The following is a 17,571-nucleotide window of genomic DNA, read 5'->3' as shown; positions in this document are numbered from 1 at the left end:
AAAAGCTAGTTAAAAGGTCACGGATAAATTCATGCTGTACCTCCTTGCCGAAGGCACGCCAATAAAGTCAATACCCCTCAAGCCGGGAAAGGAACTCGTTTCCGGATCCAGGTTTAGACCCTCGTGAAGATTTGGCGTGATAAACCACAAGTTTCTTCCCGACATTCCCAAACTGGCAGAGCCAAAGGGAGTTTTTTCCAGCCATTGAGCGGGAAACTTGTAGTTCAGGGCTACTTCCCGCAGTCGGAAAACCGTAGCATCAAAGGTGTGAAACTCCTCAGCAGCGTTCCAGCCGAAGCCACCTCGGTCGTACCACCAATTGAAATTGGTGATATTGATGGTGTTTCGGATGGGTGCCCCGCTGGCATCTACTGCAGCCATGTAATTTCCGTTTTCATCCCGGGAAAGGCTTCCATCCTCGTTTCTGGCAGCGATGTATCCGGGCATGATTCTGGAAACCATCCGGTCACCCGCATCGTTCGTCAAACCTCGGCCGACGATTTCCCGGTTGGATTTGGAATAAAGATCTCCTCCCTGCACCCAGTCCAATACCACGGCCAGCTTGAGTCCTTTGTAGGAGAAGTCGTTGGTAATCCCCACAACAAAATCCGGATTGGGATCACCGATCACCTGCGGTTCCGGGTTGTCGATGTATTTTCCAAAGGTGGTCCCGGGCAAGCCATCGATAAGCAGGTTTCCTGCTGCATCGCGGATGGCCTTCCTACCGATGAGTACACCAAAAGGCTGTCCGGTTCGGTGGGCGATTTGTACGATTTCACTGCTTCCAGCACTGCTGGTCAAGACGATCTGGTCTACTCCGTCTTGTAGTTCCAAAACTTCGTTTCTATTGCGCGTGAAGGCGGTAAAAATATCCCAGTTAAATCCATTTGGACGTTGCAGAACGTTGAGGTTTAAGCCGATTTCAATCCCGCGGTTCCGTACCTTTCCAATGTTGACCACCTGAGTGGCCGAACCACTGGATGGAGGAACATTAATCGCCGTAATGCCGTTTTCCGTGGTCCGGTTGTAGTAGGTAAAGTCCAATCCAATTCGTTGGTTAAAGAATAGCAGTTCGGTACCCAGTTCGGTTTCGGTGGTGAGTTCGGGTTTTAAGAGCGGATTACCCCGGTTGCTGTTGATGGCAGATCCGTTTACTGTACCGTATTGGTTAGCAAAGGGAAATTGGGTGCGGCCGCCGGAACTATTCACCGGCTGGTTTAGCAGGTAGTTGTTCGTAGTAAGATAGGGATCGGCATCGTTTCCAACCTGACCAATTCCTGCCCTGATTTTGGCATAGTCCAGAAAAGAACTGTTCCATTCCAGCGCGTCACTCAGGATAACGGAGGTGCTGAGTCCCGGATAGAAATAGCTACGGTTGTTAGCCGGTAAGGTGGAGGACCAGTCGTTTCTGGCCGTCAGGTTCAAAAAGGCCCATTCCTGATAAGCCAGCGAAACGTCGGCAAACAATCCTGCAAACCTTCTTCGGACGAAGCGGTCTTCAATGATAAACTGCGAAGAGGTGTTTGTAAAGGATCGAATGCCCCGTTCGATAATTCCGTTACCACCGAACTGGTTGGTCGTAGTGGTACGTTGGTTGATATTCCAGCCCGTAATGGTGCGCAAGTAGAAGTCATCCGAAAGGGCTTTGTTGATATTGATCAAAAGGTTTCCATCCAATTCTGCATTGGAAAAATTAGCCCGTCGCATAAAGCCGGACTGCTGAATAGCGGAGCCAAATCCTCCTGGCTCCATCATGAAAAACCGGCGATCGGTATAGGCATTGTACCCGAGTTGATACGCTACAGAGAGCCAATCGGTCAGATCGTAACTGGCTTTAATGTTTCCAAAGTAGCGATCCACATTGCTTTCGTTCATGGAGTTATCAGCTACCCATAACGGATTGTTCGCGGTACGGTAGTACATGGCACCTCCGTCTTCTTCCCGCTGGTAGGGATACCCCTCCAGATCAAAACTCGTTGGCATCCATAAGACCAGCTGGGCGGCCGATTGATTAAAACCACCAAAATTACCGCTACCGAGGGCGGGATTTTTTTGAACGGTACTCACGTAATTGAGTGAAGCACTCAATTTCAGCCCATTGTCTAATTCTGCATTTCCACCCACATTTGCTGAGATCCGGTTGACCGAGGAATTCGGGATTATCCCGGTATTGTCCATCCAGGAAAGTCCCGCTGAAAGAGAGGTTTTTTCGCCCCCGGATTGCACCGATACCGCGTGTTCCTGTAATTGTCCCCGCTCGAAAAAGTTCCGGTATTTGTCGGTGAAGGGCTGGTACCGGACATTATCTCCTCGGCTGGCTACGTTTTGATAGGAGGGTGAATTGAGATAAGGGCCCAGGGCAGGATTGCTGTAGGGATGCGGAACGGAGTCGTAGGCCGTATACGGCGCTCCAAATGAACCGAAATAGTTTTCGATGTACACGTTTCCGTTTCCACCCTGCCCGTATTCGTTTTGGTAATCGGGGAGTTTGGCCACTTCCTCCACACCGAAGGAGGTGCTGTAGCTAACCTCCATTCCTTTGCGGGATACACCGCTCCCGCTTTTGGTTGTTATGATCACGACGCCGTTTTGGGCTCGGGAACCATACAGAGCTGCCGCTGCTGCTCCTTTTAGTACCGTCACCGAAGCAACAATATTCGGATCGATGTCAAAGGAGCGATTGGTAACGCTATTTCCTTCGGAGTTGGAAAAACCCTGGGTGGAGTTGTCGAAGGGAATTCCATCCACGACAAATAAGGGTTGATTGTTTCCGGTAAGTGAGGAACTACCGCGAATGGTGATATTGGTGTTGCCACCGGTCACGCCGCCCGAGCCCTGAATGAGCACGCCGGCTACCTTTCCATTCAGCGCCCGTACTACATCTGGCTCGGATCGTTGGGTAATGTCCTCCGAATCTACTTCAGACACGGCATAGCCCAGGGCTTTCTTCTCTCGTTCGATGCCAATAGCCGTGACAACGACTTCATTTAGCGCATTCATGCTCGGAGCCATGGATATATCAATCACCGAGCGCCCCCCGATGGTTGCCTCCTGGGTAGCCATGCCAATAAAGGAAAAAACGAGAGTCTCTGCCCCTGAAGGAACATCCAGGGCATAGTTGCCGTCCAGGTCGGAAACGGTTCCGGTGGTGGAGCCCTTGACCAGGATACTTACCCCCGGTATGGGGGATTTGTCTTCTGCGGATAAGATCGTACCGCGGATGGATTGGGTCTGTGCAAAAGAAAATTGCACGAAAAGCCCAACTAATAAAATTAGTGGTAATTTCTTTCTCATGTGTTAGTTGTTAGTGGAAGAGGGAAGTTAGCGAATGTTCGAAACAATCGACCATTTCCAGAGGTAAACTTGAATTTGAAATAAAAATTCCTTTTCAACTATCAGCTAACCAGGGTATTAAGAGTTTACCCCGTCTTAACACAAAACGGAATCCCTGTCGGCGGACAGTGTATCCATTCGAAAGGTTTCGATGGCACTTTAAAGAATAATGTTTAACAAAAAAAAGAAAAGACAGCTCAGCAGATAGATAAGAAACAATTAAGTGAACGATCGTAAAGAGAATGGTCCAATGAAGGCTTTTTGGGGTCGGGAAACCCAAACCGGAAAAAATCCCAAAAACGTGGAACGAATAAAATCAAGGGAGACGCCGTTCCTGCCAAATATTAATTTTTTGCCGATCGATAGTGATTTTTAACAAAGAAGTCCGGTTTTTTTGTCAAATCATTATTGCTAGCTCATTTTTCAAAGAGATGTGTGAAATGACCGAAAGGTGTCAAAATGAAGCCATTTCTTGACTATTACCCCGATTTATCTTGGTTTGGGTGAAAATTTTAATCGACCGGATCAGATAGCGAACTTGTTAGTAATTCTGTTTTTTCGATGTAGGGTACGGAAAGCAGTTGGGCCATTTTTTCGGTTCGCACCTTTCCAAACGCCAGGAGGTTTTCCTCCGCAATGGGTTCTGCAGGTGGAATGTCCTCTTTCAACCAATCCACTTGTTTGCCGTGTTTCCAGAAACGAAAGCAAAGGTGTGGTCCCGTGGCAAGTCCGGTGCTGCCCACGTAGCCGATGACTTGCCCTTGTTTCACCCGGGTGCCTTTCCGAATACCTTTCCCGATTTTCGACATGTGGAGGTATTGGGTGGTATAGGTGCCGTTGTGTTTAATTTTTACGTAGTTGCCATTTCCCCCGCTGTATCCGGCTTCCAATACAGTACCGTCGCCTACCGTGCGGATTTCAGTCCCCCTGGGAGCGGCATAATCTGTCCCCAAATGGGCTTTGTAGCGCTTTTGTACCGGATGGAAGCGACTGAGGCTGTATCGGGAACTAATGCGCGTAAAACGGAGCGGGTCTCGAAGAAAGGCTTTTTTAAGGCTATTGCCTTCCTGATCAAAATAGGAAACGATTCCGTTTTGTTCGAAACGGAATGGCATGGTATCCCTGGCCCATGTGCTCGAAATAGGCAGCCTCAATATCCTCAATACCCACCGTTTGGTTTTCTACCTGTTGTTCTTTAAAGATGACTTTAAATTTATCGCCTTTTTGCAAACGTTGAAAATCGACCACCCAGCCGTACAAATCCGCAAATTGGTCAATCAGGTCCGGAGTGAGGCCAAGTTCGGTCATGTTGACATACAGAGAAGAGGAAATGGTACCACCAATCTCCCTGTGAATGATTTCCATTGGTTTGCTTTCTTTATAGATTTCTGGTTGATCCAGTTTGAAAACGACAAATTCTGTTGGATTCGGCTCGTAAATAAAAAATCGGGCTTGTTGCAAAGAGTCTCTCGGGGTAAGTACGGTGTACTTTTTATTGAAAGCTATCTTCTTCACATCAAAAATCGCTGCGGATTTTTTTGCGATTTCATCGATGATCTGATAAGGAACGTTAAAGGGGGCGAGGATGGCCGAAAGGGTTTCGTTCCGCCGGACAATTCCCTCAGTGATGTCGAGTTCGTCGACGTTGATTCCATAGAGCAAATTCTCTTCTACCGGAGCGATTTCCGTAGGCTCGGGTACGTTTGCTTGTTCAATTTCTTCCGCGGGAATTTCATTTTTCAAGACGACCCAATAGGCCATGCCAATAATCAAGGCGATTCCGCCGTATGTCCAAAATTTTTTCATGAAATCAAGATTAAATAATAAAAGTCACACAAAATAAGTCAATTTTCGCCACAAGTTAGCGTTGTTTACGAAATTTCTAACACAATATAGGAGTTTAAGTTTGATTTAATTCCTTGCCTGTTCGGTTCAACGTGTAAAAACGTCTTGCTATTGTTTTATCTTAGGGCTAAAATAGCAATCTCTGCGTTGAATGCTTATCTTTGGCGATTAATTGCAAAAAAACGTAAAAATTTATGCTTAGGACACATACTTGTGGGGAGTTGCGGTTGGAGGATTTGAATAAAATAGTAACCCTTGCCGGCTGGGTGCAACGGGTAAGGAATAAAGGTGGTTTGGTTTGGGTGGATTTAAGGGATAGGTATGGAATCACGCAATTGATTTTTGAAGAAGGCGAGGCGGATGCCGCGTTACTTAAAAGTGCCGGGTCATTGGGAAGGGAATTTGTGGTACAGGCAACCGGCACGGTCATCGAGCGTACAGCTAAAAACAATAAAATCCCGACCGGGGATATCGAAATAAAAGTAGCGGAACTACAGGTGTTGAATAAGGCCAAGGTTCCCCCTTTCATCATTGAAGACGATACGGACGGGGGCGAAGACCTGAGGATGAAATACCGGTACCTCGATCTCCGGAGGAATACCATTCGTGAAAAGCTTCTACTGAGGCACCGGATGATGCAGGAGACGCGGAAGTACATGGATCTATCGGATTTTATCGAGGTAGAAACGCCCGTATTGATCAAATCCACGCCCGAAGGCGCAAGGGATTTCGTCGTTCCAAGCCGTGTACATCCGGGAGAGTTCTATGCGTTACCCCAATCGCCCCAAACCTTCAAGCAACTGCTGATGGTGAGTGGTTTTGACCGGTATTTTCAAATTGTGAAGTGTTTCAGAGACGAGGATCTGCGGGCGGATCGCCAACCGGAATTTACCCAAATAGATTGTGAAATGTCCTTCGTAGATCAGGAGGATATACTGGAGCTTTTCGAAGGATTGATTCGGCACCTTTTCCAATCGGTCAAAGGAATGGAATTGGATGAAGTAGTGCGCATGACTTACGCCGACGCCATGCGGCTGTACGGCAACGATAAACCGGACCTGAGGTTCGGAATGACCTTTGTCGAACTAAAGGAATTGACACAGGGAAAAGGATTCAATGTATTTGATTCGGCAGCATACGTGGCAGGGATTTGTGCCAAAGGGGCTGGGGAATACACCCGCAAGCAACTCGATGCACTCACCAATTGGGTGAAGCGCCCCCAGATAGGGGCCAAGGGACTGGTTTATGTCAAATGCAACGCGGACGGTAGCTACAAATCCTCGGTAGATAAATTTTACTCGCAGGAAGATCTTAAAGCCTGGGCGGAAAAAGCAGGAGCCGTGGCCGGGGATCTCTTGTTGGTCTTATCCGGTGACCTTCAATCGACACGAAAGCAGCTCTCGGAACTGCGCCTCAAGGTTGGAGAGGACCTGGGTCTTCGGGACAAAACGGTTTATAAGGCCCTTTGGGTAGTGGATTTTCCCCTGTTGGAATGGGACGAAGAAATGGGCCGGTACCATGCCATGCACCATCCGTTTACTTCTCCAAAACCGGAAGACCTGCCGCTGCTGGAAACAGACCCGGGGAAAGTGCGGGCCAATGCCTACGACCTGGTGATCAATGGAGTGGAAATAGGAGGCGGTTCCATTCGAATTCACGACCGGGAGCAGCAGCAACGGATGTTTCGACACCTGGGCTTTTCCGAAGAGGATGCTCAGGCTCAATTTGGGTTTCTTATGGAGGCGTTTGAATTCGGGGCTCCTCCTCATGGCGGGATCGCATTCGGTTTTGACAGGCTCTGTGCCATTTTTGGAGGAAGCGATTCGATTCGGGATTACATAGCATTTCCGAAAAACAATGCAGGAAGGGACGTAATGATCAACTCCCCAAGTGCCATTTCCGGAGAACAATTGGATGAACTTTCTCTCTCCGTCCAACCAAAAAAAGTGTAACCGATCGTTTCGGCCACACGGAGGTTAGCGCTGGTGGACCAGATGACTTCGTATGCCCATGACTATCAGCAGTTGGGCCAGAATGTATGCCCCCATGGTCAGGATAGGGCCATCCGGTATGGGGTGGAAAAATTGGTCCAGTGCGAGTAAACTGTTGGAAATAAAAAAAAGCAGCGCCCCAAGGAATACCTGCCAAAAGCTGGCAACGTGTGTGCGTCCGTATCGTTCTCTGGCGAGCGTAAGCATCATGACCAGCACCAACAGGTAGATGACCACCGGTATTTTTAGCTCTTGTAATTGTCGGTGTATCAGGAAGTAAACGAATGCGGCCAGAATGTACACCGGTAAGTTGTACAGAAACATCTTGATAAAATTGACTCGAAGGGGATTGAAGGTATGGTTTTGGGTGAGTTTGAAGGCAAGGATATAGCAGATGAGTGCCATGAAGAAGGCCCCCAGACCGTAGAGAAACAAAGCCGGGTAAAGCAACAAAACATCCCCAATCAGCGAAAAGAACAAGGCAGCCGAGACACTTTTCCTCAATAAACTTCCCCGAATGAGCCAAGTAGACTGTAGGAAATACCCCAGCAGGGTGGCAGCGAGCAGGGGTTTACTGTAGATTCGGTACTGACTTTCGAGATTCACGATCAAAGCCATGTCCGCCAGGGCTGCAAAAAGAAAAAAATAGAGCCAAACGATACCTTTTTTATACATGCGTCTTGTTTTCGTGGAAGGATCTGTATTTGAAGGTGAAGATAAAGACTTTAGCGGGATAAATTCAATCGCGGATTTTTTTAAACAAGCCAACAGGGCGGGTTAACCGATCATGGAGCGGAAAATGGAATTACCAGAGATCTGCTTCCCTATCTGTCGAATGATCCTTTTTATATAAAGTAAATGATGGAAATAATACAATAATATTTGTTTTTTTTGTCTTGGTTTTCATTGAAAAATAGGTTAATCTAATTTTAAAGTTAGAGAATTGTTACCTATTTTTGCAAAGCCAGCCGAAAACTTAACAATTCGTAAAACTTTTACGCTTTCATTTGGCTTACCTTTGTACCCGCCCGAATAACCTGAAGTAAAAACTACTAAAAACAATTTATTTCTACCATTTATTCAAAGAAATGAGGCAACATCTACAAAAAAGTCTATGGGTTACTTTGCTCCTTGTGCTTGTTACGGGAGGTGCTTTTGCACAGGTAACCACGAGTTTCCTACAAGGAATCGTCACAGACGGGGACGGAGAGACCCTACCCGGAGCAAATGTAGTCGCCGTGCATGAGCCCTCCGGCACACGGTACGGCACTGTTACAAATATGGAAGGAAGGTTTACCCTTCCTAACCTTCGCACAGGGGGTCCCTACGCTGTGCAAATCAGTTTTATCGGATTCCGATCACAATCGTATACCGATATCGTACTTCGCCTGGGAGAACCCTACGCGTTAAATGTGGTGCTACTGGAGGAGGGTGCGGATCTTTCGGAAGTGGTGGTGACCGCCTCTCGTTCGGGAGATTTTAGCTCGTCCAGAACAGGAGCAGCGACCAATATTAGCAACGAACAGGTCAATTCGCTGCCTACCATACAACGAAGCTTGACCGACTTCACCCGGTTGACGCCTCAATCCAATGGAAACAGTTTTGCTGGTAGGGATGGGCGTTACAACAACGTACAAATAGATGGGGCCAATTTTAACAATGGATTTGGATTGAGTGACGGATTATTGCCCGGAGGAAGGTCCCAACCCATTTCCCTGGATGCCATCGAAGAAATTACCGTGAACATCGCCCCCTTTGATGTTCGGCAAAGTGGATTTACAGGAGCCGGCGTAAACGCCATTACCCGTAGCGGGACAAACACCTTCGAAGGGTCCGCTTTTGGCTTTTTTAGAAACCAGGATTTCAATGGACGCCAGGTGGGCGACCTCGAACTGGACGAGCAAGACCAGGCGTCGACACGCATCCTTGGCTTTCGGCTAGGGGGGCCGATAATCGAAAATAAGTTGTTTTTCTTCGTGAACGCAGAACAAACCGTCAACGAAGGTACTAACCCCAATGCAGTTAACTTATGGAAACCCTCGCAGGATGGGGTAGCCGTGCCGGATCAGAACATTGCCCGTACCCGGGAATCGGATTTGATCGCCGTTCGTGACCACCTGATCAATCAGTGGGGATACGATCCGGGCCGCTACGAAGGCTATGCCAATGATGCCGGGGATGAAAGCTTGTCCTTGTTTGCCCGATTGGATTGGAACATTAACGACAAGCACAAATTGTCCGCCAGGTTTAGCAACGTTCGGGGAACCCGATCCTCGTTGGTAAACGGTTCTTCCGGGCCCAGACCCCGATCCGCTACGAATAGGGTCAGTGATCAGTCGATCGCCTTCGAGTCCACCCAATACGGATTTGACGATATAGTGGATTCGTACGCCATCGAATTGAGCAGCTACTTTTCACCGAAGCTTTCCAATCAGTTTATCGGCTCGTATTCCAAAATACAAACCACACGATCCTCCTTTAGCAGTCGGGTATTTCCTACCATCGATATTTGGGAAGGAGTGGGAACCAACCCGGTCAGCGGACTTCCGGAAGGGGGCAGCAATTACATCACAGCCGGATACGATCCCTTTACCTTTGGAAACGATGTGATCAACAACAACTTCAACTTTGTCAATAACCTGACCTATATTGAAGGAAAACATGAGATCACAGCTGGCGCTGCCTTCGAATCGCAAAACTTCGGAAACCAATTTTTGCGTATAGGGGCATCTTATTACCGGTATGCATCCGTTCAGGATTTTCTTTCCACTGGAACGGCAAACGAGGTTTCGCCCATCATGTTTGGTATCACCTATCCTTACGAGGGGGCCGATACCTACGGCGGGATTACACTCGGTACCGCCGGTCTTTACCTGCAGGACAAAATCAACGTCAACCAAAACCTCGATTTAACGGTAGGATTGAGGGGGGAACTGCCGTTGTTCTTAAACGAGTTGACAACCAATTCAGAAATTGACGCGCTGGAGTTTCGCGCAATTGGTGGCGGTACAAAAAATTATGCTTCCGGCGAGTGGCCCAAATCACGCCTTAATCTTAGCCCAAGAGTGGGTTTCAATTACGACGTGATTGGAGACGGCTCGCTCAAGCTACGCGGAGGTACCGGCATATTTTTCGGAAACATTCCGTTCGTTTGGTTCACCAACATGCCTTCGGGTGCGGGCGGATACCAAAACAACGTAGAGCCCAACGGCTACAACCAGGTGGAGGATTGGATCGACGGAATCACCTTTAATCCCAACCAATACCACTGGCCGAACAATCCCCCTGCCGGAGCGGAAGACGTTTTCTTAAGCAGCCCGGAAGGAGGGGTGCCTGGTACCATTGCGTTGGTAGACGACGAGTTTAAGATGCCTAGTGTATGGCGTTCCAGCCTGGGGCTTGACTACGAGGTACCGTCCCTGCCCATCACGCTGACTACCGACCTGATGTACACCAGGGACGTTAATGCCGTGTATCAGTTTCTGGCCAACCGGGCAGAGGCAACCGAGTTTTTCAACAATGGGAACGACGACCGGGAGTTTTATCCCAATGGAGCGGCTCGCTTTAATCCTGCCGTAGGGGCCAATAATGTTTTTATACTTTCCAACACGGAGGAAAAAGGAAACATTTTCAATGCTACTTTCGGCGCGAGTATCAACACCGGAAAAGGTCTCTTTGGCTCCTTGGCTTACACGTACACCTATGCGGATGAGGTTTCGAGCAACCCCGGATCATCGGCAAACTCTGCGTTTGCCGGGCCAAATATCAACAATCCCAACCAGCAATTGCTGTATCCTTCCTTTTTCGCCGTACCCCACCGGATCGTGGGTAGTTTGTCGTATCGGTTTAACTACCTGAACCACGCTTCTACCACCGTTTCCCTGTTTTACAATGGCTCGAATCAGGGCAGATTCAGCTACCGCTACCAAAACGACATCAACAATGACGGAATCAACTCGGATTTGCTTTACATTCCGGCAAATGATTCTGAGATTACCTTCGTTGATATCACGGACAACAATGGTGTAGTGCAGTTTACCGCGGCCGAACAGTTGGCCGCCTTCAACGAATACGTCAGCAATGATCCCCATTTAAGTTCCAGAAGAGGGCAATATGCAGAACGAAATGCTAACCTGCTTCCCTGGCTCGGTCGAATGGACCTGCGAATCCTTCAGGATTTATTTACCGACATTGGAAGCAGAAAGAATACCCTGCAGTTCAGTTTGGATTTGTTAAATTTTGGGAATCTTCTGAATTCAGATTGGGGAATTGCCAAAGGTTTGAACAACGCACAGAACCTACTGGTACCGGTAAACGTCCAACAAAACGGGCCTTCTACTTTTAGAATGAATACCGTGACAGAGAACGGGCAAACGGTGCTTCCTACAACACCGTTCCGAAACATTACCTTAACGAGCACTACCTGGAGCATGCAGCTGGGTCTGCGGTACATCTTTTAGTACCAATCCTCAATAAAAAAAGCCAACTTATTTTAGTTGGCTTTTTTTATTTCAGGCTTCAATTTCCTTATCTTTGGCTAAAACCCAAATTAAATTTTAAATCACGGGGTGAACTACCGGCTCAATTTTAAAAAAAACTATAAAAAAAGCCATTAGTAGCTTCGTTTCGCCTCTTGTGTTTAATTACTTCCCCTCACGAAGAAAACCAGTTATATTTCAACCTACCGGAGGCATGTTCCTTCCAATAGGTTTACTTAGAAAATTTTCCTGATTCACCGAAGAAAGAAATCTGGGCCAACTGGAATTAAGTAGCGGGCAGGCAAGGAGGTTTTTATAATCCGTAACGTATAGTTAGTTTAGATAGCAGAATGAAAAACCAGACCAAGATCATTTTGACCATAGTTATCCTGGTGGTAATAGGGGTCGCATTTTTTTATCCAAGGATTGACTTTAAGGGGGACGAAAATGGGCCCGGTTCGCAAGCCTCGCAACAGCCTGCAGCGCCCAATGCCATACCCGTACAGGTTATCACCTTAGCGGAGGAAAAGCTGGAAAACAGTCTCAACCTTACCGGATCACTTATCCCCAACGAAATGGTAAGCTTGCGACCGGAAGTGGCGGGCCTGGTTGAAAAAGTATCTTTCGAAGAAGGTCAGTTTGTGAGGAAAGGTTCTCCCTTGTTGTACCTGAATGACGACGAACTGAGGGCCCAATACGACCGCCTTGATTTTACCAAGAGGCTTTACGAAAGTCAGGAAAACCGACAGAAGCAATTGCTGGCCAGAGAGGCGATAAGTCAGGAGGAATACGATATCGTCCTTAATCAATACAACACCAACCTGGCGGATCTCCGGTTGATCGAAGCACAGCTGAACAAGATGGTCATCCGAGCTCCTTTCGACGGGGAGTTGGGTTTTCGGCAGGTTTCTGAAGGTAGTGTAATCGGTAGTGGTGATGTGATCGCTACCATCGTAAACGTGGATCCGATCAAGATAGAGTTTTCGATTCCCGAGCGCTATTCCAACGAAATCACTGTGGGATCGCAAATTTTTTTCAGGTCAAACGTTTCCAACGAGGAGGCAATAGGCGAGGTTTACGCGATTGAACCGAATATAGACGCCGCTACGAGAACCTTAAAAATACGTGCGAAGAGCCCAAATAAGGATAAAAAGTTTCTGCCTGGCATGTTTGTCCGGGTACGGCTGGTATTGAATGAGGTGGATGATGCCTTGCTGGTTCCTTCAGAATCGGTCATTCCGGAATTAGAGGGATACAAGGTGTTTGTTGCCCGGGATGGGGTTGCAGAATCCAGAAAAGTGGTCATCGGCAAGCGTACCGATACGCGTGTACAGATTGTTGACGGGTTAAAACCGGGTGAGCAGGTTTTGACAACCGGTATTTTGCAAGCCAGGGATGGAATGCCCATAACGATTACTTTAACCAACTGATAGCCTATGTCCAGTTTATCTACCATCAGCATCCGGAGACCCGTATTGTCCATTGTCATGTCTCTTACCATCATGATTTTTGGCATTATTGGGATTTCTTTTCTCGGTATCCGTGAGTTTCCCAGTGTCGATCCCCCTGTTGTCAACGTTCGGACCGCATATGTAGGAGCCAATGCAGACGTGATTGAAGCGCAGATAACCGAGCCCTTGGAAGAGGCCATTAACGGTATCTCTGGGATTAAGTCGCTCACATCGATTAGTAACGACGGTAACAGCAGCATCACCGTGGAATTTGATGTGGGGGCAGACATGGAAGCGGCCGCCAACGATGTCCGCGATAAGGTTTCCAGGGCCCAGCGAAACCTACCGCCGGATACCGAGCCTCCTATTGTGTCCAAACAAGATGCCGATACACAGCCGATCGTTTTTCTGAACGTGCAGAGTGATAACCGAAGTTTGCTGGAGCTCTCGGATATCGCCAACAATATTTTTAAAGAACGTCTTCAAACCATTGATGGCGTCAGCGAGATACGGATATGGGGCGAAAAGGAATACGCCATGCGGCTTCGCATGGATCCCTTGCGGATGGCCTCCTATGGCGTGACGCCACTGGACGTGCTGAACAAGGTGCAGAGTGAAAATGTGGAACTCCCTACCGGTAGGATCGAAGGGGAATCCATTGAACTGTCCGTTCGCACAAGGAGTCGAATGAGTACTCCCGAAGAATTTAACCGGCTGATCATCAAAGAAGAAGCCAATAACGTAGTTCGGTTTCAGGATGTCGGCCGGGCGGAATTGGCGCCTTTGAACGAACGAACGGTGTTAAAGCGGGACGGGATTCCGATGGTTGGTGTGGCGCTGGTTCCCCTTCCTGGTTCCAACAGTATCGAAATCATCGATGAGTTTTACAGGAGGCTGGAGTTTATCAAAAAAGACCTGCCAGACGATATACAGCTTGGGATCGGATTCGATACCACCAAATACATTCGAAACTCCATTAGTGAAGTGCAGCAAACCATTTTCGTTGCGTTCCTTTTGGTAGTACTCATTATTTTCCTCTTTCTCCGCGACTGGAGGACCACGTTCATTCCGGTGCTGACCATCCCTATCAGTTTGATCGGTGTGTTTTTTATCATGTACATGGCCGGCTTTTCCATCAATGTGCTGACCTTACTGGGAATCGTATTGTCGATTGGTTTGGTAGTCGACGACGCCATCGTGGTACTGGAGAATATTTACACAAAAATCGAGGGAGGGGAAAATCCGGATAAAGCTGCAGAAAAAGGAGCAGAGGAGATTTTCTTCGCCGTGATTGCCACCACCGTTTCGCTGGCTGCGGTATTCCTGCCGGTTATTTTCCTTACCGGTACTACTGGAAGGCTGTTTCGGGAATTCGGTGTGGTCGTGGCTGGAGCGGTTATTATTTCCTCCTTTGTTGCGCTGACCATGACACCGATGTTGAGCTCAAAGCTCTTGAAGAAACGGGAGCGGCAAAATTGGTTGCATCGGAAAACAGAACCCTTTTTCCTTTGGCTGAACGAGTTGTATGTCAATGCCTTGAGCGGTTTTATGAAAGTCCGTTGGATGTCCTTCCTATTGATTGGAGCCATGGGACTGGGAACCTATTATCTTTTTTTAGCTATTCCATCGGAGCTGGCGCCAATCGAAGACCGGGGACAAATCCGGATCAATATGGCGGGTCCGGAAGGGGCTACTTTTGGCTACATGGACCGGGTCATAGACAAAATGACCACCGAGTTGGAAGACCTTATTCCGGCGGAGGAACGAGAGGGCCTGATATCGGTCACTTCACCGGGCTTTGGAACCGCCAGTACCAATTCAGGATTCATTCGCGTAATTCTTAAGGATGCGGAGCAGCGCGGACGGACCCAGCAGGAGATTTTTGACGAGGTAGCAGCCTATTTAAGAAGAGAAACCTCCGTTCGTGCCTTTGGGGCACAAGAACCCTCTATTGGGGACCGCAGGGCGGGTCTCCCGATTCAGTACGTAATCCAGGCACAAACCCTGGAAAAATTAAAAGAGATAATACCGGTCTTTATGCAACGTGTTAGTCAAAGCGATGTATTTACCTTTCCGGATGTAAACCTCAAATTCACCAAGCCGGAGATAGAAGTAGAAATCGACCGGGAAAAGGCACGTAACATCGGCGTATCCGTTCAAGAGATCGCCCGAACGCTCCAATTGAGCTACTCCGGGCAACGCTTTGACTATTTTATTATGAATGGCAAGCAGTACCAGGTAGTCGGGGAAATGCAATTGGAAGACCGGAACGAGCCCATCAATCTGCGCATGCTCTATGTCCGCGGAGAAGACGGACAATTGGTTCAAATGGACAATCTGGTCAGCATTTCCGAACGAAGCACTCCCCCTCAATTGTATCGCTTCAACCGGTTTGTAAGTGCGACGGTTCAGGCAGGATTGGCTCCAGGGCAAACCGTGGGTACCGGTCTTGAAGAGATGGACCGGATCGCGGCTGAGGTGCTGGACGACAGCTATACTACGGACGTCGCCGGACTCTCCAAGGAATACCGGGACAGTTCCAACAGCCTCGTTTTCGCATTCGTTTTCGCATTGGTATTGATTTACCTGGTACTTTCGGCACAATTTGAAAGTTTCATGGATCCGCTGACGATCATGTTTACGGTTCCGCTGGCCATCTTTGGTGCCCTGCTTTCCTTGTGGCTTTTTGATTTTACCTTGAATGTATTCAGCCAGATTGGTATCATCATGTTGATTGGCCTGGTAACCAAAAACGGCATCCTGATTGTGGAATTCGCTAACCAGCGCAAGGCGCAGGGGATGAGTATTCCGGAGGCGATCGAAGGGGCGGCAGCGGCGCGATTTCGGCCCATTCTTATGACAAGTCTTTCCACCATATTGGGTATTCTGCCAATTGCACTGGCCTTGGGAGCCGGTTCCGAAGGAAGGGTACCGATGGGAGTGGCGGTAGTTGGTGGAATGGTCCTGGCCACCGTACTTACCTTGTTTGTGATACCCGGGGTGTACACCTATTTAACGTCTAAAGAAGGAAGGTTAGCAAGAGTCTGATATGAAGAAATTTTTATTGATAGGGTTACTCGGAATTGTTTCCTGTAACCTATTTGCTCAGGATATTGAAACGTTGACATTTGAGCGGGCAGTGGAAATTGGCCTGGAAAATAATTTTGATGTTAAAATTGCGACGAATCAAGTTCTCCTTGCTGAAAACGAACGAAAAATTGGTGGCAGTGTATTGATGCCCTCTCTGGATCTGAACAATACCCGGGGGTACCGGAGAGAAGATACCGAACAGGCATTCGTGAGTGATCCGGAAAATCCCCGGATTATCCCCGGCGCACAAACCCGTACCAACAACTACAGTCTGGTGGGTATATACGGGTTTCGCGCGGATGCAGTGGTTGCCTTGCAGCGACTGGGAAAATTGGCAGAAGTGAGCGAGCTGGAGGCCAAAGTAGTGATTGAGAATACCGTAGCTGCGATTGCTACGGCTTACTATCGCCTGGTGTTGGAGCAACAGCGGTACGAGGTCTTGAATAATACGCTGGAGCTGTCAAACGAACGCATGGAAATCGCCAAAGCCCAGTACGAATTCGGGAGGGCGTCAAAGCGGGATTTTCTGGCGGCTCAAGTGGACTACAATGCCGATTTGACCGCCTTGGTAAGTCAGGAACAGGTCATTCAAAATTCCAGGGTTACGCTGAACGAATTATTGGCATTGGGCCCCGAAAAGGATTTTGCGGTGAAAGACACCATTACCGTCAAGCAAAATTTGTATCTGGAAGACTTACGGGACAATGCGTTTAGCAACAACAAGTTATTTTTGGTAACGCAGCGCATGGAAAACGTGGCCTACCTTCAGTTGAAAGAATTACGTGCGCAGCGCTTGCCTACGATCACACTGAACGGGGCTTACAACGACAATACGCTCAATTCAGATGCTGGTTTTTTGCTGAGCAACGAGCAGCAGGGAATTAATCTGGGAGCAACCATTAGTTTGAATTTATTTAGCGGGCTTTCGCTAAATCGACGGATTCAGGGAGCGAAAATTCAAATCAATAATCAGCGGTATCTGGTTGAGCAGTACGAAAACCAGTTGCAGGCAGATTTGCAGCGAACCTTCAACACCTATGAAAATAGCAAAAGGCTGCTTGAAATCGAAAAGAACAATTACGAAGTAGCGGTCGAAAACTCCGATATTGCATTGGATCGGTTTCGCTTGGGAATAGCCAATTACCTTGAATTCAGAGATGCGCAAGTGAACCGCCTTCAGGCAGAAAGCCGTTTGATTGAATCGTTGTACACGATTAAGGAAAATGAAATCGAACTGATGCGGCTTTCCGGGAAAATTTACTTTCCGGAAGTAGGGGATTAATTCGGCTGGTTTGCCGAAAGCACTAAGAGAGCCCGGTACATACAGCCGGGCTTTTTTGGTTTATTGGGGATAAAAAACTATTATTGGTTGTACCAAAGCCC

7 protein-coding genes and 1 pseudogene are annotated in these 17,571 nt (G+C 48.0%); 5 read left to right on the top strand and 3 right to left on the bottom strand.

Translation table 11 applies throughout. From position 1 onward, the window contains the following. Positions 1-9: 9 nt before the first annotated feature. Positions 10-3,294 carry a SusC/RagA family TonB-linked outer membrane protein gene (locus ABWH99_RS00750; protein ID WP_375584407.1) on the bottom strand — a complete coding sequence of 1,095 codons (3,285 nt, stop codon included), beginning with the start codon at positions 3,292-3,294 and terminating at the stop codon, positions 10-12. A gap of 551 nt (positions 3,295-3,845) precedes the next feature. Then, positions 3,846-5,094, bottom strand: a pseudogene (locus ABWH99_RS00745) (peptidoglycan DD-metalloendopeptidase family protein). A gap of 278 nt (positions 5,095-5,372) precedes the next feature. Between ABWH99_RS00745 and aspS the strand changes: the two are divergent. Beyond that, entirely contained in the window at positions 5,373-7,130 is a 1,758-nt protein-coding gene (aspS, locus tag ABWH99_RS00740) for an aspartate--tRNA ligase (protein WP_375584406.1), read from the top strand. Between the two features lie 24 nt (positions 7,131-7,154). Here aspS and ABWH99_RS00735 read toward each other — a convergent pair whose 3' ends face one another. Then, positions 7,155-7,844 carry a lysoplasmalogenase gene (locus ABWH99_RS00735; protein ID WP_375584405.1) on the bottom strand — a complete coding sequence of 230 codons (690 nt, stop codon included), beginning with the start codon at positions 7,842-7,844 and terminating at the stop codon, positions 7,155-7,157. Between the two features lie 413 nt (positions 7,845-8,257). Between ABWH99_RS00735 and ABWH99_RS00730 the strand changes: the two genes are divergently transcribed. The 4 genes from ABWH99_RS00730 to ABWH99_RS00715 all read left to right on the top strand — a co-directional run bounded on the left by ABWH99_RS00730 (position 8,258) and on the right by ABWH99_RS00715 (position 17,470). Continuing rightward, complete coding sequence (locus ABWH99_RS00730) at positions 8,258-11,629, top strand: TonB-dependent receptor domain-containing protein (protein WP_375584404.1); 3,372 nt, start codon at positions 8,258-8,260, stop codon at positions 11,627-11,629. Between the two features lie 368 nt (positions 11,630-11,997). After that, the gene (locus ABWH99_RS00725; RefSeq protein ID WP_375584403.1) at positions 11,998-13,077 is read left to right on the top strand and encodes an efflux RND transporter periplasmic adaptor subunit; all 1,080 of its coding nucleotides are present in this window, start codon (positions 11,998-12,000) and stop codon (positions 13,075-13,077) included. Positions 13,078-13,083: 6 nt separating this feature from the next. Continuing rightward, the gene (locus ABWH99_RS00720) at positions 13,084-16,146 is read left to right on the top strand and encodes an efflux RND transporter permease subunit (protein ID WP_375584402.1); all 3,063 of its coding nucleotides are present in this window, start codon (positions 13,084-13,086) and stop codon (positions 16,144-16,146) included. Between the two features lies 1 nt (position 16,147). Next, a complete protein-coding gene (locus tag ABWH99_RS00715) occupies positions 16,148-17,470 on the top strand; it encodes a TolC family protein (RefSeq protein ID WP_375584401.1) in 1,323 nt (440 codons plus the stop codon). The last annotated feature ends 101 nt before the right edge of the window (positions 17,471-17,571 follow it).

Source organism: Cyclobacterium xiamenense (genome assembly GCF_042140265.1).
Classification (GTDB): Bacteria; Bacteroidota; Bacteroidia; order Cytophagales; family Cyclobacteriaceae; genus Cyclobacterium; species Cyclobacterium xiamenense_A.
The sequence above is the reverse complement of the archived record's forward strand: the minus strand, read 5'-3'. Positions and strand labels throughout refer to the sequence as shown.